Raw genomic sequence first — 22,816 nt, forward strand, 5'->3', positions numbered from 1 at the left:
TAGCGGCAGTGGCGCGCGATCGGACCATCCGAGAGCCGGCGACACCCGGTCCGGCGCCCCGCGACCTGGCGGCGCCGGCCGGCCCGGCGGCAGCAAGCCGGTGTCGGTCCAGCACCGACCGTCGCGCGTCGGCGCCGGCAGCGCCGCGTCGCACAGCCTGTCGACCGGCCATCGGGCCGGCCACGACGCGCCGCAGCGCGGCAACCATCGGCCGCTGGCCAACGTGCGCGCGGTCGCCGCGCGCACGATCAGCCGCGTGCTGCGCGGCCGCTCGCTCGACGACGCGCTCGAACCGGCATCGCGCCTGCGCATGGCATCGGATGCGGCCATGGTGCGCACACTGTCGTACGGCGTGCTGCGCGAGCTGTCCGCATTGCAATGGCTGACGGTGCAGTTGCTCGACAAGCCGCTGGCCGCTGACGACGATGTCGCCGCGCTGCTGCTCGTCGGCATCCACCAGATGCGCACGCTGCGCACGCCGGCGCACGCGGCGATCCACGAGACCGTCGACGCCGTCGAAATCCTCAAGCAACCGCAGCTTCATGGCTTGGTCAATGCCGTGCTGCGCCGCTACTCGCGCGAAGCCGGCGTGCTCGAGCAGCGCCTGCCGAAGGACGCGACGATCCGCTACTCGCACCCGGCGTGGATGGTCGAGACGCTGCAGCGCGACTGGCCGCAGCAGTGGGAGAGCGTCCTCGCCGCGAACAACGTGCAGGGGCCGCTGACGCTGCGCGTCAACCGCCGCCGGCTGTCGCGCGACGAGTACCTCAAGCGCCTCGCCGAGATGAACATCGCGGCCGAGGCGCATCCGCATGCGGCCGATGCGGTCACGCTGGCCGAGCCGCGACCGGTCGAGAAGATTCCCGGCTTCGTCAGCGGACAGGTGTCGGTGCAGGACGCCTCGGCCCAGCTCGCCGTCGACCTGCTCGATCTCAAGCCGGGCCAGCGCGTGCTCGACGCCTGCGCCGCACCGGGCGGCAAGACGGCGCACATGCTCGAACGCGCGGACGTCACCGTGACCGCGCTCGACGCCGACGGCGCGCGCCTGATCCGCGTCGACGAAAACCTGCGACGCCTCAAGCTGCAGGCCAACGTGCTCGCGGGCGATGCCTGCGAACCGGCGCGCTGGCACGACCGCAAGCCCTACGACCGCATTCTCGTCGACGCACCGTGCTCCGGCACCGGCGTGATCCGCCGGCATCCGGACATCAAGTGGCTGCGCCGGCCGGGCGATATCGCGACGCTGCAGCAGACCCAGCTCAGGCTGCTCAAGGCACTGTGGCCGCTGCTCAAGCCGGGCGGGCGGCTGGTCTACGCCACCTGCTCGATCCTGCGCGACGAAGGCGACGAGATCGCCGGACGCTTCCGCCTGCTCGGCGAGGACCTGCGTGTGGTCCCGGTCGCTGCAACCTGGGGTGAGAAGACGGACTACGGTCGACGCATCGCACCGGGCGGCGCCCACGACGGCTTCTACTACGCAGTGTTCGAGAAGAAGGCCTGATCCGCTTGCGCGGTGCCGCGCCGGCATCGCATGGTTGCGGTCCAGCCCCTGACCGAGACGCCGCCGCAGACATGGACGACGCTGAGCGCTGGTCGCGCATCGAGCAGCTTTTCGACGACGCGATCGATCTCGATGCCGAAGAACGCGGCGCCTTTCTCGACCGTGCCTGCACGGATCCGGCGCTGCGCGCCGAGGTCGAGAAGCTGTTGCAGGCGGCTCAGGCGAGCAGCGATTTTCTCGAATCGCCAGCCGACACCGCCGCGCGGCTCGCGCCCGGCAGCGTGGTCGGCGACTGGCGCGTGGGCGCGCTGCTGGGGCGCGGCGGCATGGGCGAGGTCTATGCAGCCGAGCGCGTGCACCGCGACTTCAGCCAGCGTGCCGCACTCAAGCTCCTGCACCGCTTCGATTCGCCCGAGGCCCGGCAGCGCTTCGCCGAGGAGCGCCGCATTCTCGGTCGTCTCGAACACCCGGGCATCGCCCACCTGCTCGACGGTGGCGAGCACGCGGGCGTGCCGTTTGCGGTCATGGAGTTCGTCGAGGGCACGCCGCTGACCACCCATGCCCGGCCGCTGCCCCTGCGCTCGCGCATCGGACTGTTCCTGCAGGTCTGTGCCGCGGTCAGCCACGCGCACCGGCATCTGGTCGTCCACCGCGACCTCAAGCCCGGCAACATCCTCGTGACCGCGGATGGCCGCGTGAAGCTGCTCGACTTCGGCATCGCGAAACCGCTCGACGCGACGACGACCGGCGACGTCACCCAGGTGATCCGCGCCTCGCCGGACTACTGCGCCCCGGAACAGTTGCGCGGCGAGCCGGTCTCGGCCGCCACCGACGTCTACGCGCTCGGCGTGATCCTGCACGAACTGCTGACCGGCCGCCGCCTGTGGGACATGCGCGGCGCCGCACTGGTGCAGACCATCGAACGGCTGACGGAAGGCGAGCCGCCGCTGCCGAGCAGCCGGACCGATGCAACGCTCGCCCGCCGCCTGCGCGGCGATCTCGACAGCATCGTGCTCAAGGCCTTGCGCGCGCGCCCCGAGCAACGCTACGCCAGCGTCGAGGCACTGGCCGCCGACCTGCGCGCCTGGCTCGACAACCGGCCGGTCGCGGCCCGCGACGGCACGCTGCCGTACCTGCTGGGGCGCACCATCCGGCGCCACCGCTGGTGGTTCGCGGCCGGCGCGGCGGTCTTCGCCGCGCTGCTGGTCGGCCTGGCCGGCGTGCTATGGCAGGCCCGCGAGGCGCGCATCGAGCGCGATCTGGCACGCCGCGAAGCCGAGCGTGCCGATGCCGTGCGGCAATACCTGATGCTCATGTTCCGCAGCGCCGGCGACCAGCCGGACGGGACGTCGATCACGGCCAAGAGCGTGCTCGACCAGGCAGCCGCCCGCGTGCACGACGAGTTCGCGGGCGATCCCGGCGCGTACGCCGACATCGTCATCGCGCTCGCCGAGCTGTACTTCTCGCTCGACGACTACACCGGCGCGCGGCCGCTGCTCGAACGGCTGCTGCGCGAAGGCAGTGCGGTCCCCGCGGAACAGCGGGCGATGGCGCAGCATGATCTCGCGCAGATCGAGTTCCGCAACGACCAGCAGTCCGAGGCCGCGGAGATGCTCGCGGCGGCCCAGTCCTTCTGGAACGCGAGGCCCCAGGCCTATCGCGAGGAACTGGCGATGAGCCGCCTGTTGGAGTCGCAGCTCGAGCGCATCGACGGCAATCCGGAACAGGCCTTGCGCACGCTTGAGCAGACGCTGCCGGAGCGCATTGCCCTGTCCGGCGAGAACCACCGCGAAACCGGCAAGCTGGTCAACAATCTCGGCATCGCCTACTACCAGGTCGGCCGCTTCGACGACGCGATCGTGCGCTTCGAACAGGCCAGCCGGATCTGGGCCGCACTCGGCCTCGGCCGCAGCGCCGATGCGCTGAATACCCTGAACAACTGGGCCGCCGCAGAGATGCGCAGCCAGCGACCGCAGGCGGCCGTGCCGCTGTTCGAGCGCGCACTGGCCCTGCGGCGCGAGCTGTACCCGCCCTCCGCGGCGCTCGCGGCGCTGATCAACAACCTCGGCAAGACCCTGACCCAGCTTGGCCGCGCCGATGAAGGCCTGCCGCTGCTGCGCGAAGCCGCTGCGCTCGGTGCCGAGTACGCCGGCGCCGCCAGCGTGCTCACCGTGTCCGCGCGCCTGGGCGTCGCCGACGCGCTCAGTGCCAGCGGCCAGACCGATGCGGCCGCGACCGAACTCGATACGCTGTCACCGGTGCTGCTGTCGACCTATGGGGAGACGCATGTGCTGACGGCGATGCTCGACCTGTCGCGCGCGCGGCTCGCGAAAGCGCGCGGTGACGCCGGCGAGGCCCTGCGCCATGTGGACCGTGCGGAATCGCGCCTGCGCGAACTGGGCGCCGGCGGCGCCCCGTACCTGCCGCAGGTCGAGGCGCTGCGGCAGCAGTGGACCGGTACGCCGTCCTGACCGGAGGCGATGCGGCGCAGCGTGCGGCGCCTCGTCGCAGCGACAGGCCGACGCCCGATCAGCGTCCGAGTCGCCACAGCCGGTAGTGACGCCAGGCCAGTTTCATCAACTCGTCACGGCGCTGCGCGTGCGGGCGCTGCGGATGATCGTAGCGATAGTGTGCGACCAGGGTGCTCTGTTCACCCGCGCCGTCCTCCGGGCCGTCGATGCCGGTGACCAGCAGCAGGTAGGTATGTTCGCCGTCTTCGAACACGTAGGCCGCCTCCCCCGGGTAGGGAAGCTTCTCGTCGTGTGTCAGGCCGCCGCTCGCAAAGCCAGCATTGAAATCGAGCTGCTCGGGCGGCAGGGCGTCGGCATCGAACATCGCCTTGACCATGAACTTGAAGGCGACGCTGATCATGTATCCGCCGCGCTCCAGACCGCTGAAGGCGCACTGGCTGTGAAACGTCGGGATGTGCTCGTTCGACGCCAGCGGCTTGACCGGCTGGCCCAGCAGCTCGACGGCGAGTGGCACGGTCAGCAGCGAGCAGGCATCGGTGATTTCGCCGAGACGCCGGTCCGCAGCGTGCAGCGGCGCCGAAGGCAAAAAGGCTGCGGCGATCAGTGTCGCGAGCAATGTTGCACGTCCTGACATGGCTTTTCCTCCGTGTTGACCAATCAACAGGCGCCGTATCTAGCCTCCAAAGCAATTTTCGCTGCCTTGCCTGGCCCCCCTGTTGACGCGAGGCACGACGGAGAACTCGGTTCTCACGGTCAGGGAGGGGGGCCACGGGGACTCGGCTTCGCCATAGGTCCGTCGCGGCAGACGGCCGACGACCTCCACCTCGCCTTCGAGCAGGCCCGGCGAGAACGTGGTCAGCGACAAGGTTCCGGATGCCGCCGTGTAGGTAACGCGGTCGCGCCCCTTGCCGAAGCTGAAACCCGCGAGAAACCGTCCGGGCGCGGTCTCCGGAGCCACGGCGTCTGCCGCATCGTACCGGCCTGGCGCCATCGGGCCGTCGTTGTCCATCTGCAGCGAAAAACTGGCGTGGGTTTCGGCGTCCTTCATGCTCAGCCGCAGCATGCAGGGGCGCCCGATACCGGCCTTGGCCTGCACTTCACCACCCATGGTCATGATGTCGCGCATCGGAAACCGCTCGAAGCCCACATCGATCGGCGAGCCGGCCAGCTCACCCTGACCGGGCGAGGCGCTGGTCATCCGCGCCGTGCTCTGCGTGCGACTTGCTTTCGATGGCGACGAGGGCTCGGCCGATGAGGCTTCGCTGCCCGACTGGCAGCCCATGGCGGCGAGGCTCAGGAACAACGGACACGCGCGCTTCAGCAAGCTCATCATCGCGATCACCTCCGGGGGTCCTTGTCGAACACGGCATCGAACTGTGCGCGGGCCCCACCGCAAAGAAGCGAGCCCGACAGCTCGGCATGAAAGGTCTTCTTGTCGTCGTCGAGCACCCGGAACGTCGTTGGCTGCGCGCCGTCCACCTGGCACCGGGTGCCATCGGCAAGCACCACGCGAATCGTCGTGGCGGTGTTGTCGCCCATCGTCATGACCGTGCCGTTGAAGCCCTGGGTGGCCTGCGACTTGAGGTCCGGCGCCAGCGCGCCGCCGGCAAGCGTGACCCGCGGACCGCCCGCCCCCTGCATCGACATCACCGTCAGGATCGTGCCTTCGACGCTGCCGTTCACATCGCCCGAGTAGTCGAACCGCCAGTTCGGTGCGCGCCGCGTACGTGCGGAAGTCGCGTCGGCCTGCGCCTCGCGGGCGATCTCGCCGGTATCCGGCACCGTCGGCGCCGTTCCGCCGGCGTCGCGCCCGCCGCAAGCCGCGAGTACGATGAACAAGAGGGGAAGGGACTTCTTCACGGCATTCTCCCGACAAGGAAACGAGGGCGGGCATTCGCCTCGCCTGATCCAAGAACACGGGATCGATGTCCGGATCCGGACACGTCGCGCGAAAGAACGTCAGTCTTCGGCAATCTCGCGGTACAGCCACGCCCGCGCCTTGACCCAGTCGCGGCGGACCGTGCGCTCGGTCAGGCCCAGCGCCTCGGCCGTCTCGAGTTCGGTGTAGCCGGCGTAGTAGCGGCATTCGACGACGTGCGCGAGGCGCGGACTGATCGCGGCCAGCCGTTCCAGGGCTTCGCCGACGGCGATGACGCGCTCGTCCGGCTCGGTCTCGCCGGCGACCTCGGCCACTTCTTCGGCGTCCAGCGACAGCGGGGTCTGGCCGGCGCCGCGCCGCTGCGCCAGCCGCCCGCGGGCCTCGTCGACGAGGATCTGGCGCATCGCCAGTGCCGCGGCGGCCAGAAAATGTCCACGGTCCTTCCAGCCGCCGCCGCGCGCGAGCTTCAGGAAGGCTTCGTGAATCAGCGCCGTGGTCTGCAGCGTCTCGCCGGCGCGGGCGCCGGCGCGGATGCCGCGGGCGGCGCGGCGCAGCTCCGGATACAGCTGCGGGGCGAGGTCGGCGGCGGCCTGCCTCGCGGAAGAGTCCTGCGATCCGATGTCCGGTTTCACCGGTGAAGTACGTGTACGGGAGTGCAGGCCCCATTCTGGCCTGTTTTGACGCCGCGATGCGGCATCGGAATCACGGATGGTCACAGGCAATCGAATGTCACGCATCAGGCGGGTCGCCGCCGCATCGCTGCTGCTGCCCACGCTGGCGGCCTCGGCGGGCCAGTCGGTACTCGTTCTGGATGCCTCCGGCTCGATGTGGGGGCGCCTCGACGGCAGGACCAAGATCGAGCTGGCGCGCGAGGCCGTCGACGGCATGCTGCAGAGCTGGCCGCAGGACGAGACCCTGGGGCTGGTCGTCTACGGCCACCGCCGCAAGGGCGACTGCACCGACATCGAAACCCTGCTGGCGCCCGACAATGCCGACAGGGATGCACTGCAGGCGCAGGTGCGCCAGCTCACGCCCAAGGGCATGACGCCGATCACGGCATCGGTACGGGCGGCTGCCCAGGCGCTGAAGTTCACCGAACAGAAGGCGACGGTGATTCTCGTCAGCGACGGCGAGGAGACCTGCAACGCCGATCCGTGCGCGCTCGGCGCGGAACTCGAGGACCTCGGCGTCGACTTCACCGCCAACGTCATCGGCTTCGACCTGCCGGAAGGCCGCGCGCGCGAACAGCTGCAATGCCTGGCGCGCAGCACCGGCGGCCGCTACCTGGAGGCGCGCGACGCCGCCGAGCTGAGCGAGGCGCTCGGCGAGGTCGCCGCGGCGCCGACGCCGACACCCGCGCCGACGGCGGCCTCGGCAGCCATCGACGCGCCGGCGGAGGTCGAGGCCGCCAGCCGGCTCGAGTTCGGCGCGAAAGGGCCGGTCGGACCGCGGCACTGGATCGGTTTCGCCGCTGCCGGTGCGCCGGACGCCGACTACATCTCCGGCCACTACACCCGGCCGCTGGCCGCCGAAGGCCAGGTCACCCTCGACGTTCCCGGCACACCCGGCGACTACGAAATCCGCTATGTCCTCGACGAAGGCACGCAGGTCGCCGCCCGCCATGCCATCAAGGTGGTGCCGCCGGCAACGACCGTCGACGGCCCGGCAACGGTGATGGCCGGCGACCGCGTGCAGCTCACGGCGTCCGGCCCGGTCGGCGACACGCACTGGATCGGCTTTGCGCCGGCCGGCGAGTCCGCCGGCGCCTACATCACCGGCAGCTACATCCGGCCGCAGGGCGCGCAGACCACCGCGATGGTGAATACGCCGAAGACGCCGGGTTCCTACGAATACCGGTACGTGCTCTACGAAAGCCAGGAGATTGCCGCACGCAAGCCCGTCACCGTGACCGAAGCCAGCGCCGAACTCGAAGGGCCCGCGACGAGCGCGCCTTCGACGCCCGTGGAGATCGCGTTTCGCGGACCGCGCGGCGAAGGCAACTGGATCGGCTTCATCCCGGTGGGCGGCGACGGCGGCGAGTACGTCGGCTGGTCATATGTGCCCGACCAGGGGGATTCGCTGACGATCGAGGCACCCGCCGAAACGGGTGCCTTCGAGCTGGCCTACGTCGTCGACAGCCGGGTCATCGCCCGCAGACGCATCGAGATCGCGCCGCTGCCGGGCGCGCCGTCCACCGAGACCGCGCCGTGATCAGGGCGCATCAGGAGATCATCATGTCGATTCACAAGTGCCTGCTCGCCGGCCTCACCGCCGTCACCCTCACCGCCTGCGGTGGCAGCGACGCGGCATCCGCCGGCGAGGCGGGCGGGCAGGCGTCCGCGGAAACCTCGGCGCTCAAGCCCAACGAACGCCTGCAGGGCACGATCGAACTCGACATCGGCAAGGGGCCGGTCGCGTACCGGTCCATCGCGACGAAGCTCGCCGACGATCTCGGCAAGACCGCGGCGCAGCATCTGGAGAGCGCGGAGGGCCAGCGCCGGCTCGACGATGCCAACGCGCGCCTGAAGGGCGATGTGAAGGTTCAGGCCAGCGACGTCCAGGCGTTCGCGGACAGCGTGGCCGGCAAGACGATCTACACCTCGGAGCTGCGCGACATCGAGCTGATCCGGCGCCGCAACGTGTCGATCCGCGGCATTTCCGCGGCAGGTGCGGCGGCCGCGCTGGTGCTCACGTTCCCGATGGACGGCGGCGAGCTGGAGTCGGCGGTCCTCGAATACGCGCCCGATCACCGCAAGACGATGCAGACCTTCACCACCGGCGACGAACTCCCGGTCGACGTGACCATCGAGCGTTTCGAACGGATCGACGAGGACACCTGGTCCATCGCCGGCCGGTTCACCGCCGCGAAGCTGGAACCCGGCGTGCTGGCCAAGCAGCTCGCGGGCCAGAGCATCGCCGGTGCCAGCGGCCGCTTCGACATCGCCGAACTGCGCGTGCGGCCGAAGATCTAGGCACCACGCACATGCACGCGGAACGTGCCGACGATCACGCATATGAGCGAACGGGCGACGTAGAGTCGCTCGGCGCCGGCAACGGCGATGGGGTTTCACGCAACTCGGATCGGATCTAGGGAAGGGAACTGACGATGTGGGATTTCGAACTCGGCCGCGCGATCGGCCTCATGGCACGCACGGCACCGTTCATCGCTCTGCGGCTGGCCATCTACCTGGGCATCACGCTGGCCTATGTCGTGGCGACCGGCGGCGGTGGCGGCATCGGTTACATGATCGGCAGCACCGGCGATGCCGAGGCGGCCGCAAACGGTGCGTTCTGGGGCGCCAGCACCGGCTTCGCGCTGGTGTCGGGCGTGCTGTACTTCGCACGCGAGTACCTGTTGTACATGGTCAAGGCCGGGCACATCGCAGTACTCGTCCCGCTGCTCGACAATCAGCCGATTCCCGAGGGCCGGAACCAGATCACGCACGCGACCGCCGTGGTCAGGGAGCGCTTCGTCGAATCGTCGGTCCTGTTCGGCGTGGACCAGCTCATCAAGGGTATCCTCAAGGCCTTCAACGCCACCGTGCTGACGGTGTCCGCCATCCTGCCGATCCCCGCGCTGCAGAACGTGATGAAGTTCGTCACCGCCGTGATCAACATGTCGCTGACCTACGTCGACGAGGTGATCCTGGCGTACAACATCCGCACGCAGCAGGAGAACCCCTGGGCCGGCGCGCGCGACGGCGTCGTGCTGTACGCCCAGAACTACAAGAACCTGCTCAAGAACGCGGTGTGGCTGACCGTCTTCGTCTGGTTCCTCACCCTGCTGGTGTTCATCATCGTGTTCGCGCCGGTCGCCGCGCTGGTCGCGCTGTTCCCGGGCGTGGCCGGCTTCTGGACCTTCGCGATCGCAGCGGTGACCGCCTACGCCCTCAAGGCGGCACTCATCGACCCGATCGCCATGACCTGCCTGATGCAGGCCTATTTCAAGGCCACCGAAGGACAGGCGCCGCGGCAGGACTGGGCCGACAAGCTCAACTCGGTGTCCGGAAAGTTCAAGCAGCTGGGTGACAAAGCCATGGCCTTCACCAAGAATCGCTTCACCCCCGCGGCGGCGGCAACGCCCGCCGCCAACCCGTGAGCGCAGCGCGCGCGCACGATGTCCCTTCACGCGAACAGGAGCAGCGCATGAACCTCTCACGAACCCTCATCGCCATGGCCATGGCCGCGGCGCCGGTCTGGGCCTGGGCCGGCGGCAAGGCCGTGGTCGAAGGCGGAACCGGCGGCGACAAGGCCCGGATGACCTACGAATTCGACGGCGACCTGCTGCGCATGGACGTGCCGGACCAACCCGACGGCTACATGATCATGCGCGACGGCAAGATCTACAGCGTCGCCCAGCAGAACGGGCAGCCGATGGTCATCGACATGGCCGGCATGGGCAAGATGCTCGGCGGCATGGCGCAGCGCTCGATGGCGAACATCGACCAGGACGTCGACCAGTTCATCAGCCTGGAGGACACCGGTCGCACCGAGACCATCGCCGGCATCAAGGGGCGCGTCCACGTGCTGACATATGTCGACGACGGCCAGCGCAAGAGCCAGGAGATCGTGCTGTCGAACGACAAGAGCCTGAGCGAGATGAGCCGCAGCATGATGCGCATGAGCGAAATCATGGCGCAGTCGTTCGGAGTGGAACTGCCCGAGGGTAGCAAGCGCATGAGCGCCGAGATCACCGGCAAGGGCAGCGGCGTGCTCCGCTTCGGCAACGAGTACCGCGTCGTCTCGATCGACCGCAGCACGCCTTCCTCGTCGCGCTTCAAGCTGCCGGCCGAACCGCAGCAGATGCCGGACCTCGGCAACCTGTTCTCGGGTGCCGCCGGCGCCAATGCCGGGGCCTCGGCATCCGGGTCGGCCAACACCGGCGGGGGCAATCCGCTGGCCGATCTGTTCGGCCAGAAGGCTCAGCGCCAGCAGGATCGCGTCGAGCAGCGCACCGACCAGGAAGTCGACCAGGCCACCGACAGTGCCGTGGACAAGGCGCTCGACAAGGCCTTCGAGAAGCTCTTCGGCGGCTGATCGTCGCTGCGGTACAAAACGGCGACGGCACGCAGGTGCCGTCGCCGTTCGTGTTTCAGGCTGGGCCGGGCCGCGTCAGCAGGGGCCGTACCGGTCCCCGTGTTCGAGATGCGCCGAGGCCGCCTCGCGCGGGAGTTCCATCGTCTTCTTGTTCTTGTGGCAGAGCACCACGCTCGCGCCACCCGCCTTGCCGCCCGGGCCGGGGGTGGACACGACGACGCAGGCACTCAGCATCAGGCTCAGACAGCCTGCCAGCATCATTCTTGTCATGAAGGCTCCTGCCACTGCGGTGGCATCCTTGCGGTGAGCCCCGACCTTAGCCTGCGTGAGGACGCGGCGCCAGATCCAGTGCCCGCGCTGACCGGCCGGGCCGCATGAACGGCTTGCCGACGCCGACGCTCAGCAGAGCGGCTCGTCGAGCGCCGCGCGGACCTCGTCCTCGCTCAGCATCACCGCTTCGCCGTCGCCGAGTTGCGCCGCGGCGCCTTCCGCGGAGAACAGGATCGTCAAAACCGACTCGCCGCGCTCGATCTCGATCTCGCCGCCGGTCGGATAGCCGTCCTCGCGGGTGATGTTCTGCACCGTCGTGATGCGGCGCGAGCCACCGGTGCAGCGCGACGAGTTGTAGATGTAGGGGCCATCGACCGCGAACGCCCCCGAGCCTGGTACCTCCTCCACGCGCAGCGGCTCGCCCGCCTCGCCCTGCAGCCAGACCAGCGAGTAGCCATCGGGGATCGAACGCCCCAGCACGCGCACCAGCACCGAGGCGTACTCGGTAGCCTCGTCGAGAACGCGCCATTCCAGCCCGCCGCTGATGCGCTCGGTGGCCTGCTCGATCACATCGACCCCGCCGAGATCGCGAATGGTCCGCTTCAGCACCAGGGCATCGTCGTTGGAGCCGAACTCGACATAGCGATCGTCGCCGTCCGTGGACCCGGACGGCTCGTCACCCGGCGTTGCGCCCGTCACGAGATCGCCCTCGTACTCGAGCTGCGCCGGTATGCCGTCCAGGTCGGCGGTCACCCGGCAGCCGTCGAACTCGTAGCGCGTGAAACGCACGACCGGGTCGATGTCGTAGTAGTCGAACTGCCGCCGCCCCTCGCCGTTCACGACGATCGCCGTACCCTGCTCGCAGGCGTCCGGCGGCGTCGCCGCGGGATCGAACGCCGTGGCAGCGTGCCCCAGCAGCGGCCCACCCACGTGCAGGATGCGTCCGAGCTGGCCCAGCTCCTCGACCGCCACCTCGCGGGGATCGAGGCTGCCACCACCGTCGCTTCCACATCCGGCGACCAGCAGGCCGACGATGCCCAGTGCCGCCGACCGTCCTGTCGGGCCAAGTGTGCGCATGAATGCCTCCGGAAGTTCGTTGCCGATTCGCTAGCAAAAGGCGATCCAACGGCGGTGCGCCCTCATGGATACCGCCGATCCGGTGTAACGCTCCGCATTGATTCGGAGTCGCTGAAGCGCGAGGTCACGACTGTGGAAGCCCTGCAGCGAAACACGCTGTGCGGCATCAGCCAGCACGGGGGCGCCCCAAAAGATGGGACGCGGCGGGAAAAGGAGTCAGATCCCGCCGCGCCCAATTGAACCGGCGTCCGCCCCCCGACGGGCGCCGGTATTCGCCAAACCCTGAAGACAGGCCCCGCGGAGACGCCCCCCGACACCTCCGCGGAGCTGCCTCCCCCGCTACCGCACTTCCATGCTGCCGGTGTTGCCGTCTGTATCGAACACCCGCACGGTCATGCGGTCCCCCGGTGCCGGCGAGATCGCGGCGCGACAGTTGCGACCCTGCGCGCCGCACGCCACCGGCACTTCCCTGGCCCCCCCCTCGCTCTCCCCTTCTTCCCCTGTCACTTCGATGACGGCGCGTTCGAACGCGCCGGTTCTTGCCCAGGGCCGGAACGTGCAGGTGTCGCAGATGCGCGCACTGCCGTTGTCGGCGATGAACGGAAAGGCCGTTTCCCCCGGCGTTCTCGGATAGACGACCGAAGCCACGTCGAATGCGATCGCATCGTCGCCCACGCTCAGGTTCTCGATGGCGATGCCGTCCCAGACCGAGACCGTGAACGGCGCCGAACAGAAGGCGTAGTCCTGCGTCGCGAAGGACTGCCTCGTGCGACCTTCGACGCAGAAGCGGTAGCGGCCCGGCGGGGTCGAACCCAGCCGCGCCGGGTGTGCGCTGTAGGCCTCGAAGCCGGCGGTCCAGATCCATTCCTGCATGCCGGCATACGTGCGCAACACGCCGGGTACGCCGTCCGGAAACTCGACGCGGGTGACGACTTCGCCACTCTGGTCCGCATGGTCGACCCATTGCTCGGGGGCGGTCTCGCGCTGCACGGTGACGCGCGGGTTGTCGATCGCGGTGGACCCGCCGCGCCACACGAACTGCGCCATCGCGAAGCGCGTGATGTCGGCGGGCTGCTGCAGCGGCTCGGGCTCGCCGGCATCGTCCGGCATGCCGGCCTGCCAGGCGTCGAAGGCGACGGCGCTCGCGGCGCCGACGGTGCGCGACAGCGTCTGCTGGCGCAGTTCGTCGACCTCTGCGAGCAGGTCCAGCGGCTCCGGTGCCAGCTCCGGCCCGTTCTGCATCGCGGCGCCCAGTCGCACGAGGCGCGTCACCATGTAGTCGGCGGTATGCGGCCCGTAGGCGGTGAGCGCCTTGCGGTAGTGGTCACGGTTCATGTACTCGCGATAGCTCACCGTGTAGCCGTTGTAGTCGCCGGCGTGGCCGACGCCGACGACGAGCCGGTAGCCCGGCACGCCGAGGTCCTGGATCTCCTCGCGCGTGAAATTTCCGCGGATCTGCGCCGTGTCCGCGGGTTCGCTCTCCGCACTCAGCACATTCTCGGGTGCATCCCAGCCGCGGGCGTCGTTGTGCACCTGCGCACGCATGCGTGCGATTGCCTCGGGCGCAAGGTTGTCGCCGGGAATCTGGCCGGCGTTGTTCTCGGCATCATCCGGATCGAAGTAACGCGCCTGGATCGCGCAGGCCTGCGTGTATTGCGGGTCGTCGCGAAACGCGGGCATCAGGCAGGCCCAGTCGAAGCCGGCGTAGAGATCACCGGCGACCTCGTTGGCGCGCGATTCGAGGTTGAGGATCAGGTCGGCCTGCGCCTCGCAGGCGCAGGACGCGAGCAGGATCTCGCCGAGCCGCATCGCCTGCAGGTGAATGCGCGCGTTCTCCTCGACGAGGCCGACGCCCGGCGCACTGTAGTGACCCGGCACCGGCACGCCTTCGGCCTTCAGCGTCGCGTGGATCGTCGCGGTGAGGCCGGTCAGGGGCCCCTCGCCGGGTATGCCGTTGCGCGAGCAGTCGGGCAGGCCGAGCACCGGCACCCCGACATCGCCGCCGAACGTCAGCTCGGTGTTGCAGTTCGACACCGTCGGCAGCGGGTGCGACAACGGTCCGGGCACCCAGGCCGAGCGCCAGTCGACGGTGAAATCGCTCGTGAACGGCACGCGCGCCTGCGCCGTGCCGGCGAGCGCCCAGGCGCGCAGGATGTCGTCGGCGAGAAAGCGCACGTTGCGCTCGGTCTGCACATAGCCCTTGTGGTTCCAGTCGCGGATCGTGCCCTCGCCGCCGGCGCAGGCGTCCGTCTCCGGCGCTTCGGCATCGCCGGGCCAGCGCCCGCACACCGATCCGTCGTCGGCGATCAGTTCGTCGCGGTCGCCGCTGTTCTCGGCGCTGCCGACGTCGCCCTGGCTGAACACCAGCGACGCGCCGAGCTCGCGGTCGACGTAGCGCTCGAGCGCCGCAAGAAAATCGGCGCTGTGCAGATCGTGCGGGTCGAGGCTTTCCGGATGCTCGCCCCAGTTGACCCAGGCTGCCAGCGGCCGCGGCTGCGCCGCATCGCTCAGATCGTCGAAGCGGATCACCACCAGGCCGCGATCGCCGTACTCGAGCGGATAGCCGGCCGGCGTACCGTCGATCGCGGTCGCCAGACGCACGACATTGCCCTTGTACACGCGGTGCGGGACTTCCATCGCCGCCATGCGGGCCGGCCTCAGATTCGCGGCGGCCTGCTCGATGGCCGCGGCCATCCGCCGCGCCTGGAACTCGAAGAAGCGCGCGTCGAACACGTCCTGGAACAGGAACAGGCCGGCGGCGAGCGTCGACGAGTACGCCGAACTGTGGTTGTGCGTGACGTGGTGTAGGATCTGCGCGTGACCGATGCCCGAGTCGCCGTCTTCGAGCAGTTGCGCGACGCGCCGCTGCAGCATGTCCTGCGCCAGGTAGTTGTCGGTCTTCAACAGCGCGATGCGCCTGCCGTCGCTGCCCTCGACGACGATGGCGCGTGCCGTCAGTCGCGATTGCACGCCGTAGCTGGCGTGCTTGAGCTTGTGCGTGAGAAACGGATCGAAGTCACCGGCGATCAGGCCGCCGAGCGTGTCGGTGGCGTAGTCGCAGTACTGGCCGGCGCAGTAGCCCACGTCCGGTGTCATGTCGGCGATGCCGACGCCGACCCGGATTTTCACTTCGCCGCCGGTCGGCGGTGGCGTCGCGCCGGCCTCGGGCGCCGTGCTGCTTCCGCAGGCCGAAGCAAGCAACGCGAGCGTCAGCAACGCTGTCGTAGGAGCGCCCTTCAGGCGCGACCGATGGCGCGCGCCGCGGTCGCGCCTGAGAGGCGCTCCTACAAAGGAAGCGACGGTGCGCGTGGACCTCATGCGCCGTCCCCGAGCAGCCCACAGAACTCCGCCGGCAGCAGCCCAGCACTCAGGCACAGATCCGCCAGCGGCGTCTGCGGATCGAGCAGCGTGCAGAAGGCTTCCGGCCCGCCGGCCGCGAGGCAGTTGTCGGACAGCGCGTCCTGCACGTACTCCAGATCGCGGGCGAGTTCCGCAATCAGGCAATCGTCGCTGGCGGTGCTGTCGACGCAGCTGCGCAGATAGACCGGGACGTAGTCGAGCGGCTCGGCGTCGAACAGCGGCAGGTAGGCCTGCAGCCGCAGCAGTGGCGCCGTCAGCGGGCCGAGCGAGACGAACTCCTCGTAGCCGGTGAACGGGATCAAAAAGCCGGTATCGCCGGAGGCGTCGACGTAGCTGAATTCCTCCTCGGGCAGGATGTAGCCGAAGCTGTTCTGCGTGAGCCCGAACAGCATCACCGTCGCATCCGGGTTCGCGGCAGCCGCGAGCCCGCGGATGAACTCGCCGAAGGTATTGGTCGTCTCGCCCGGAATCGTCGCGATCTCGACGCCGCCGGCTCCGCCGAGCGTCACGCGGGTGACCAGCGTCTGCGCGACCGTGGGTGCCTGACCGATCTCGGTCTGCACTTCGCCGACGATGTCGCCGAGCACCGGAATGTCGGTGACGAGGGTCGGTGTGAAGTCGTAATAGCGGTTGAACGCACCGACCGGCGCGACGGCGACGAAGAACGGATTGGTCACCGGCAGCGTCGCGGTGACGCTGCGCAGCTCCATCCCCGGGCTCAGCTCGCGCGCCGGCTGGCGCAGGGCAAAGTCGGCCAGCGCGTCGCCGCGGCAGCGCACGCGCTCGTAGGCATCGGGTTCATCGAAACCGCATTGCCCGCCGGACGGCGAGGCGTCCGCGATCGGGCCGTTGAAGTACAGCCCCACGCCGCCACGCCGCTCGAGGCGTCGCATCGCACCGAGGATGTAGTCGGCGTGCGGAATGCGCGGGTCCTCGTTGATGCTCGTCGGGTGCGCGGCGTACTGCAGGAGCTGCGCGATCGGCGCACCGCCGCGGGCGTGCTCGACCCGCAGCAGGGCCAGCCGCGGGTCCGCGTCGTCCGCGGGGTTCACGCGCGGACGCCGATAGTTGTTGAAGTCCGAGGTCTCGCCGGAAGCGATGCTCAGGCGCGCGCGCCTGCGTCCGTCGATCGCTGCGGCGACGGCCTGCACCGCTGCCGCATAGAGCGTGTTGTCGATCCAGTCCTGCGGCACGCCGCCCCACAGGCCCTGCAGGTCGGCACCGGCATGCGTGTGGGTCTGGCCGGAGAGGATGTGGTCGGACTCGACGCAGGCATCCCGGGCGCAGCTCGCCTCGACAATCGCGGCCCGCAGGCCGTCCTGGATCAGGTTGCCGGCACCGATGGCGTCGAGCGTGACGAAGACCACGCGCTGGCCGGCGTGTTCGAGCAGCAGCAGCCGCAGATGCGTGTGCTCCACCTCGCCGTAGCGCAAGGACTCGTGGGCAGTCTGCTGTGCGGGTTGCGTGAGGCCGGCGCCGAGTTCCGCGAACGGGCTCGGCAGGTTCTGCAGCGGGTTGATGCCGAAGCCGCCGAGGTTGAACTGCTGCAGCTTGGAGCCGACGTAGAGACGCGCCTCCTCGATGCCATCGACGTGCTGCTGGCTCGGGCTGACGACGACCCTGGCGGCGCCGGCACACCAGTCGTCGGCGATGCAGGTCTCGCCACCGGCGCCGGGGTCCACCGGTCCACCGGTCCCTTCCACGGGGCGGCTCTCGCCGCAGGCGCAGAGCCACAGGCTGGCAAACGCGAGCAAAACGCGGCGACGCTCGACGCCGGGGGGCAGGTACCGCATCTCTCTCCTCATCACGGGGAGGCGGTCGACGCATCCTGCGTTCGCCGCCCTTCCTTCCGTCCGCACCGCTGCCATTCTCGCGAATGACAATCGGCGGCCGGGCTGTCATGGCCCGCGCCGCCGTGGAATCTCCGCCTTGCGCCGTCATCGGTGCAAAAGCGCCTGCCGAATCAACGTCCTGCGCTACGACACCGCAGCGCAGAAAATATGTACGGCTTGTTCATTTTGTGACGCAGGCATGACCCCGTCTTGACGAATGCCGCCTTTTGGTTGAGAAATCACGCCACTGTGGTTTCCGCCCACCCCTCCCAGACACCCGGCGGCGTCATCGCCTCGCTGTACGCGCGCGGTCTGCTCGACTATCTGCGCAGCCGCGGCGTCGACCCCGCGCGCCTGTATCCCGAGGCGCGCGTACGCCAGCTCGAATCGGCGCGCGGGCACGAGGAGATTCCGCTGACGGAGTGGATCGGCATGTTCGATCGCGCCGTGGAGGCACTCGGCGAGCCGGACCTGCCGCTCAAGGCCGGCGCCAGCCTGCACGTGCGCCACCTGGGCGTGCTCGGCCATGTGCTGATGAGCTGCGCGACGCTCGGCGAGGTCGCGCAGCAACTGGCCCGTTACATCCGCCTGCTCGGCCAGATCGGCCAGCCCGAGGTGCAGCGCGACGGCGACCGCATCCACCTGCTGTGGATCTGGCCGCACCCGACGCCGCCGTCGGGCGCGGTGGCGCAGTTCATGCTCGGCGCGCGGTCGATGTTCATGCGCTGGCTCGCCGACCGGCCGGACCTGCGCTACGACGCGCACTTCCACTTTCCCGCGCCGCCGGACACGCAGGCCTTCGAAAGGGTCTTCGGCGGCGAGCTGCACTTCGACCAGCCGCGCAGCAAGATGGTGTTTCCGGACGCGTACATGGCGCTGCCGGTGGCCACCGCCGACGAGGACCTGCGCCAGCAGGTCGAGGCCCGGGCGCAGTCGCTGCTGCGCGTCCTCGAAGGCGAGGCGCCGCTGCTCTCCGCGCTCAAGGGCGTGCTGGCGCGCAACCTCGCCAACGGCCGCGTCTCGCTCGAGGAGGCCGCCGCGGCTCTCGACACCTCGACGCGGACGCTGCAGCGCCGCCTCGGCGCGCTGGGCCGCTCGTTCCAGTCGGTGCTCGACGAGGTGCGCCTGCATGCCGCCGAAAACCTGCTGCGCGATCCGAACGTCTCGCTCACGCAGATCGCGTTCCTGCTCGGATACACCGAGCAGAGCACCTTCCACAATGCGTTCCGGCGATGGACCGGCGCCTCGCCCGGTAGCTGGCGGCGCCAGCAGACGGGCCGCGACTAGCCCGCCGGGGCTCACCTTGCAGTGCAACATCGGCGGGCGTAAGGTGCGCGCCGCATGAAAATCATCATCCTCGGGGCAGGTCAGGTGGGCTCCACACTGGCCGAAAACCTGGCCAGCGAGCGCAACGACGTGACCGTCGTCGACCTCAATGCCAGCCCGCTTGCGAGCCTGCAGGAACGGCTCGACATCCGCACGGTGCTGGGCCACGCCTCGCACCCGGGCACGCTGCGCCAGGCCGGCGCCGACGATGCGGACATGATCATCGCCGTCACCGCCAGCGACGAGACCAACATGCTGGCGTGCCAGATCGCCAACGTGCTGTTCAACACGCCGACCAAGATCGCGCGCGTGCGTGCGGCGGAGTACCTCAAGGAAGACAAGCTGTTCGGCGACGACGGTCTGCCGGTGGATCTGCGCATCTCGCCGGAGCAGCTGGTCACCGACCTGATCCAGCGTTTGATCGAGTACCCGGGCGCGCTGCAGGTCGTGGAGTTCGCCGACGGCCGCGTGCGCCTGGTCGGCGTCAAGGCCTACTACGGCGGACCCCTGGTATCGCGCCAGCTCAAGGAACTGCCGCAGCATCTGCCGGGCATCGACGCGCGCGTGGCGGCGATCTACCGCCGCGGACGCCCGATCATGCCCGAGGGCGACACCATCATCGAGGCGGAGGACGAGGTGTTCTTCGTCGCCGCACGCGGCCACATCCCCAAGATCATTGCCGAGCTACGCCGTCTCGACAAACCGGTGAAGCGCGTGATGCTCGCCGGCGGCGGCAAGATCGGCCTGCGTCTGGCGCGCGCACTGGAGAGCAGCAAGATCCAGGTCAAGATCATCGAGAAGTTCAAGGAACGCTCGGAGTACCTGTCCGAGCAGCTCCAGCACAGCATCGTGCTCACCGGCGACGCTGCCAACGAGTCGCTGCTGCGCGAGGAGAACATCGAGGACGTGGATGTCTTCTGCGCGATCACCAACGACGACGAGGCCAACATCCTCTCGGCGATGCTGGCCAAGCGCATGGGTGCGCGCAAGGCGCTGTGCCTGATCAACCGCCTGTCGTATGTCGACCTCGTCGAAGGCGGCAGCATCGACATCGCCATCTCGCCGCAGCAGTCCACGGTCTCGGCACTGCTCTCGCGCGTGCGACGCGGCGACGTGGTCAAGGTGCATTCGCTGCGCCGCGGCGCCGCCGAGGCGATCGAGGCGATCGCGCACGGCGACCGCCACAACTCCAAGGTCGTCGGCCGCCGGCTGGAAGAGATCAAGCTGCCGCCGGGCACGACCATCGGTGCGATCGTGCGCGGCGACGAGGTCATCATTGCCCACCATGACACGCTGATCGAGGCGGAGGATCACGTCATCATGTTCATGGTCGACAAGAAGTGCGTGAAGGATGTCGAGAAGCTGTTCCAGGTCGGACTGAACTTCTTCTGACGACCGCCGCCGATGGGCTCCGCGCATTTCGTCCGGTCGTCGCCGCATCGTTTCGCCGCGGTCCAGCGCGTGACCGGCGTGCTGCTGATGGTGTTCTCGAGCACGATGCTGCCGCCGCTGCTGATCAGCCTCGCCCGCCGCGAGGGCGAGATCAGCGCGTTTCTCGCCGGACTGCTCATCACCTCGGTGGCCGGTGCCGCAACCTGGTGGCCGGTCCGGAAGATCACCGCCGACCTGAAGATCCGCGACGGCTTTCTCGTCGTGATGCTGTTCTGGGTGGTGCTGTCGACCTTCGGTGCGATTCCGTTCTATCTCTGCGATGCCGGCTGGTTCAGCCTCGTCGACGCGATGTTCGAGGCGACCTCCGGCCTGACGACGACGGGCGCGACCGTCGCCAGCGGGCTCGACCACATGCCGTGGTCCATCCTGTTCTACCGCGTCGAACTGCACTGGCTCGGCGGCATGGGCGTGATCGTGCTCGCGGTCGCGCTGCTGCCAATGCTCGGTGTCGGCGGCATGCAGCTGTTCCGCGCCGAGACACCCGGCCCGATGAAGGACACCAAGCTCACGCCGCGGATCGCCAGCACGGCGCGCGCGCTGTGGATCATCTACCTGACCATCACCGTGAGCTGCACCCTGGTGTACTGGGTGCTCGGCATGAGCTTCTTCGACGCGCTCTGCCACGCGATGTCGACGGTCTCCACCGGCGGCTTCGCCAACTACGACGCCAGCATCGGTTACTTCGACAGCCTGCCGATCGAGATCGCCTGCATCGCCTTCATGCTGATCGGCGCGACCAACTTCACGCTGCATTTCGTCGCCTGGCGGCGGCGCTCGCTGCTGACGTATCTGCGCGACACCGAGTTTCGCGCCTACCTCTTCATCGTCCTCAGCTTCGGCGTGCTGGTCTGCGTGCCGCTGTGGTGGTTCGGCACCTACGAGGATGCCGGCACCTCGATCCGTCGCGGCATGTTCCAGCTCATCGCCTACGGCACCAATGCCGGTTTCGCGACCGCCGATCCGACGCCGTGGCCGGTCTACGTGCCGCTGCTGATCGTGCTCAGCGGCTTCATGATGGGTTGTGCCGGCTCGACCGCCGCCGGCGTCAAGGTCGCGCGACTGGTGCTGTTCCTCAAGCAGGCCGCCCGCGAACTGCAGCGCCTGCTGCATCCGAACGCGACCATCGCGCTCAAGTTCGGCGAGCGCAGCGTTCCGGACGACATCGTCTACGCCGTCGGCGGCTTCTTCTCGGTGTACGTTGGCCTGACGATCCTGCTGACCTTCGTGATGATCGCCACCGGCCTCGATGCGGTGACGGCGTTCTCGGCTGTGGCCGCGGCGATCAACAACGAAGGCCCGGGCCTGGGATCGGTCAACTCGACGATGGCCCACCTGACCGACTTCGGCAAATGGGTGCTGATCATCACCATGGTCGCCGGTCGTCTGGAGATCTTCACCTTCCTGATCGTGTTCACGCCCGCGTTCTGGCGGAGGTAATGGCGTCCTGCCAGGCCGCGGAGCGGTGACATCCCTGTCAAGCCGCCGCCATCCATGGCGGCGCTGTTCAAAACAAGCCTAAGCTTGCGCCAGAACTTCGTACTGAGCCGTCATGTCCGTCTTCACCAAAGTCAGTCACGCCGAGCTGCGTGAGTTCCTGAAGCAGTATCCGGTCGGGGAGCTGATCGGCTACCAGGGCATCGGCGAGGGCGTGGAGAACACCAACTACTTCGTCGATACCGGCGACGGTCGCTGGGTGCTGACGCTGTTCGAGCGGCTCAATGTCGAAGACCTGCCGTTCTTTCTGGGCCTGATGGAACACCTGGCCTCGCGCGGCTTTCCGGGTGCGATGCCGGCGCATACGCACGCGGGCGCGGCGCTGACCGCCCTCAACGGCAAGCCGGCGGCGCTGGTGCGGCGGCTGACCGGGCAGAGCGTGCTGTTTCCGACGCTCGAGCAGTGCGCACAGGTCGGCCGCGTACTCGGCGATCTGCACGTGTTCGCGCAGTCCTACGCCGGCCGCTGCGAGAACGCGCGCGGTGTGGCCTGGCGCGAGCAGACCGGACGCCTGCTGGCCGCCAAGTCCACCGACGCCGCGGTCCGCTCCCTGATCGAGGACGAGCTCGCGGCGCAGTCGCGCATGCCCCTGGACCGGCTGCCGCAAGGGGTGATTCACGCCGACCTGTTCCGCGACAACGTGCTGTTCGTCGACGAGCGGCTCACCGGCGTGATCGATTTCTACTACGCCTGCAACGACGCGTTGGCCTATGACCTCGCGGTCACCCTCAACGACTGGTGCTTCGAGGCCGATGGCACGCTCAATCCGGCACGCTGGCAGGCAATGACGGCGGCGTACCGCGCGCGCCGCGAGCTGACCGACGCCGAACGCACGCACTGGCCGCTGCTGCTGCGCGCGGCAGCCCTGCGTTTCTGGCTGTCGCGCCTGTACGACTGGACGTTCCCACGCGAAGGCGACGTCGTCCACGTCAAGGACCCGGAGCAGTACCGGCGCATCCTCGTCCACCACCGCGAGCACGCGCCGCCCGCCCTCTGAGTCGGCGCCGCGCAAAGCCCCCCGGAACCTGCCCGCCCGACGCCGCCCGCACCGCCCGGGCGCGCCCGAAAAAAAAGCGCGTTCCCCCTCTCCCGCCGGAACCCGGCCGGCCCTAGAATC

Annotated in this window: 18 protein-coding genes; 10 read left to right on the forward strand and 8 right to left on the reverse strand. The window is 69.0% G+C overall.

What is annotated here, in order from left to right; translation table 11 throughout:
• Positions 1 to 100: 100 nt before the first annotated feature.
• Together rsmB and C8D93_RS13545 are read left to right on the forward strand one after the other, a co-directional pair.
• Positions 101 to 1,501 (forward strand): 16S rRNA (cytosine(967)-C(5))-methyltransferase RsmB, encoded by a 1,401-nt coding sequence (gene rsmB, locus C8D93_RS13540; RefSeq protein ID WP_245903909.1) that lies wholly within the window; start codon positions 101 to 103, stop codon positions 1,499 to 1,501.
• A gap of 71 nt (positions 1,502 to 1,572) precedes the next feature.
• Positions 1,573 to 3,972 (forward strand): serine/threonine-protein kinase, encoded by a 2,400-nt coding sequence (locus C8D93_RS13545; RefSeq protein ID WP_110265731.1) that lies wholly within the window; start codon positions 1,573 to 1,575, stop codon positions 3,970 to 3,972.
• A gap of 58 nt (positions 3,973 to 4,030) precedes the next feature.
• On the opposite strand, the gene C8D93_RS13550 is transcribed toward C8D93_RS13545, so the two are convergent.
• From C8D93_RS13550 to C8D93_RS13565, 4 genes are all read right to left on the reverse strand, one after another.
• Positions 4,031 to 4,606: a hypothetical protein gene (locus tag C8D93_RS13550; protein ID WP_146216601.1), complete on the reverse strand. Its 576-nt coding sequence runs from the start codon at positions 4,604 to 4,606 to the stop codon at positions 4,031 to 4,033.
• 39 nt (positions 4,607 to 4,645) lie between these two features.
• The gene (locus C8D93_RS13555) at positions 4,646 to 5,305 is read right to left on the reverse strand and encodes a hypothetical protein (RefSeq protein ID WP_146216602.1); all 660 of its coding nucleotides are present in this window, start codon (positions 5,303 to 5,305) and stop codon (positions 4,646 to 4,648) included.
• Positions 5,306 to 5,310: 5 nt separating this feature from the next.
• Positions 5,311 to 5,832, reverse strand: a complete 522-nt coding sequence (locus tag C8D93_RS13560; protein ID WP_146216603.1) for a hypothetical protein — start codon at positions 5,830 to 5,832, stop codon at positions 5,311 to 5,313.
• Between the two features lie 99 nt (positions 5,833 to 5,931).
• The gene (locus C8D93_RS13565) at positions 5,932 to 6,483 is read right to left on the reverse strand and encodes an ECF-type sigma factor (protein WP_211307344.1); all 552 of its coding nucleotides are present in this window, start codon (positions 6,481 to 6,483) and stop codon (positions 5,932 to 5,934) included.
• Positions 6,484 to 6,577: 94 nt separating this feature from the next.
• Between C8D93_RS13565 and C8D93_RS13570 the strand changes: the two genes are divergently transcribed.
• The 4 genes from C8D93_RS13570 to C8D93_RS13585 all read left to right on the forward strand — a co-directional run bounded on the left by C8D93_RS13570 (position 6,578) and on the right by C8D93_RS13585 (position 10,888).
• Positions 6,578 to 8,062: a vWA domain-containing protein gene (locus C8D93_RS13570; protein WP_170124027.1), complete on the forward strand. Its 1,485-nt coding sequence runs from the start codon at positions 6,578 to 6,580 to the stop codon at positions 8,060 to 8,062.
• Between the two features lie 23 nt (positions 8,063 to 8,085).
• Entirely contained in the window at positions 8,086 to 8,823 is a 738-nt protein-coding gene (locus tag C8D93_RS13575) for a hypothetical protein (protein ID WP_146216604.1), read from the forward strand.
• 134 nt (positions 8,824 to 8,957) lie between these two features.
• On the forward strand, positions 8,958 to 9,950 hold the full coding sequence (locus C8D93_RS13580) for a hypothetical protein (RefSeq protein ID WP_110265738.1): 993 nt from the start codon (positions 8,958 to 8,960) through the stop codon (positions 9,948 to 9,950).
• 47 nt (positions 9,951 to 9,997) lie between these two features.
• A complete protein-coding gene (locus C8D93_RS13585; protein ID WP_146216605.1) occupies positions 9,998 to 10,888 on the forward strand; it encodes a hypothetical protein in 891 nt (296 codons plus the stop codon).
• A 75-nt stretch (positions 10,889 to 10,963) separates the two neighbouring features.
• Here C8D93_RS13585 and C8D93_RS13590 read toward each other — a convergent pair whose 3' ends face one another.
• The 4 genes from C8D93_RS13590 to C8D93_RS13605 form a co-directional block, all read right to left on the reverse strand.
• Entirely contained in the window at positions 10,964 to 11,158 is a 195-nt protein-coding gene (locus C8D93_RS13590) for a hypothetical protein (protein ID WP_146216606.1), read from the reverse strand.
• Positions 11,159 to 11,287: 129 nt separating this feature from the next.
• A complete protein-coding gene (locus C8D93_RS13595) occupies positions 11,288 to 12,235 on the reverse strand; it encodes a hypothetical protein (protein ID WP_110265741.1) in 948 nt (315 codons plus the stop codon).
• Between the two features lie 339 nt (positions 12,236 to 12,574).
• Positions 12,575 to 15,364, reverse strand: coding sequence for a neutral/alkaline non-lysosomal ceramidase N-terminal domain-containing protein (locus C8D93_RS13600; RefSeq protein WP_146216607.1), 2,790 nt, complete (start codon positions 15,362 to 15,364; stop codon positions 12,575 to 12,577).
• Positions 15,365 to 15,549: 185 nt separating this feature from the next.
• Positions 15,550 to 17,388 (reverse strand): hypothetical protein, encoded by a 1,839-nt coding sequence (locus tag C8D93_RS13605; RefSeq protein ID WP_110265743.1) that lies wholly within the window; start codon positions 17,386 to 17,388, stop codon positions 15,550 to 15,552.
• Between the two features lie 288 nt (positions 17,389 to 17,676).
• Here C8D93_RS13605 and C8D93_RS13610 point away from each other — a divergent pair, with 288 nt between their 5' ends.
• The 4 genes from C8D93_RS13610 (at position 17,677) to C8D93_RS13625 (ending at position 22,696) form a co-directional block, all read left to right on the forward strand.
• The gene (locus C8D93_RS13610; protein WP_170124028.1) at positions 17,677 to 18,714 is read left to right on the forward strand and encodes an AraC family transcriptional regulator; all 1,038 of its coding nucleotides are present in this window, start codon (positions 17,677 to 17,679) and stop codon (positions 18,712 to 18,714) included.
• A gap of 54 nt (positions 18,715 to 18,768) precedes the next feature.
• Positions 18,769 to 20,145, forward strand: a complete 1,377-nt coding sequence (gene trkA / locus C8D93_RS13615) for a Trk system potassium transporter TrkA (RefSeq protein ID WP_110265745.1) — start codon at positions 18,769 to 18,771, stop codon at positions 20,143 to 20,145.
• Between the two features lie 12 nt (positions 20,146 to 20,157).
• Positions 20,158 to 21,642, forward strand: a complete 1,485-nt coding sequence (locus C8D93_RS13620; RefSeq protein ID WP_110265746.1) for a TrkH family potassium uptake protein — start codon at positions 20,158 to 20,160, stop codon at positions 21,640 to 21,642.
• 112 nt (positions 21,643 to 21,754) lie between these two features.
• Positions 21,755 to 22,696 carry a homoserine kinase gene (locus tag C8D93_RS13625; protein WP_110265747.1) on the forward strand — a complete coding sequence of 314 codons (942 nt, stop codon included), beginning with the start codon at positions 21,755 to 21,757 and terminating at the stop codon, positions 22,694 to 22,696.
• Positions 22,697 to 22,816: the final 120 nt, after the last annotated feature.

Origin of the sequence: Sinimarinibacterium flocculans, assembly GCF_003201205.1 — a bacterium.
GTDB classification, from domain to species: Bacteria; Pseudomonadota; Gammaproteobacteria; order Nevskiales; family Nevskiaceae; genus Solimonas; species Solimonas flocculans.

Coding starts and splice junctions, on each gene's coding strand:
- C8D93_RS13545 (WP_110265731.1), top strand. CDS start 1,573: ATGGACGACGCTGAGCGCTGGTCGCGCATCGAGCAGCTTTTCGACGAC.
- C8D93_RS13550 (WP_146216601.1), bottom strand. CDS start 4,606: ATGTCAGGACGTGCAACATTGCTCGCGACACTGATCGCCGCAGCCTTT.
- C8D93_RS13555 (WP_146216602.1), bottom strand. CDS start 5,305: ATGATGAGCTTGCTGAAGCGCGCGTGTCCGTTGTTCCTGAGCCTCGCC.
- C8D93_RS13570 (WP_170124027.1), top strand. CDS start 6,578: ATGTCACGCATCAGGCGGGTCGCCGCCGCATCGCTGCTGCTGCCCACG.
- C8D93_RS13575 (WP_146216604.1), top strand. CDS start 8,086: ATGTCGATTCACAAGTGCCTGCTCGCCGGCCTCACCGCCGTCACCCTC.
- C8D93_RS13580 (WP_110265738.1), top strand. CDS start 8,958: ATGTGGGATTTCGAACTCGGCCGCGCGATCGGCCTCATGGCACGCACG.
- C8D93_RS13585 (WP_146216605.1), top strand. CDS start 9,998: ATGAACCTCTCACGAACCCTCATCGCCATGGCCATGGCCGCGGCGCCG.
- C8D93_RS13590 (WP_146216606.1), bottom strand. CDS start 11,158: ATGACAAGAATGATGCTGGCAGGCTGTCTGAGCCTGATGCTGAGTGCC.
- C8D93_RS13595 (WP_110265741.1), bottom strand. CDS start 12,235: ATGCGCACACTTGGCCCGACAGGACGGTCGGCGGCACTGGGCATCGTC.
- C8D93_RS13605 (WP_110265743.1), bottom strand. CDS start 17,388: ATGCGGTACCTGCCCCCCGGCGTCGAGCGTCGCCGCGTTTTGCTCGCG.
- trkA (WP_110265745.1), top strand. CDS start 18,769: ATGAAAATCATCATCCTCGGGGCAGGTCAGGTGGGCTCCACACTGGCC.
- C8D93_RS13620 (WP_110265746.1), top strand. CDS start 20,158: ATGGGCTCCGCGCATTTCGTCCGGTCGTCGCCGCATCGTTTCGCCGCG.
- C8D93_RS13625 (WP_110265747.1), top strand. CDS start 21,755: ATGTCCGTCTTCACCAAAGTCAGTCACGCCGAGCTGCGTGAGTTCCTG.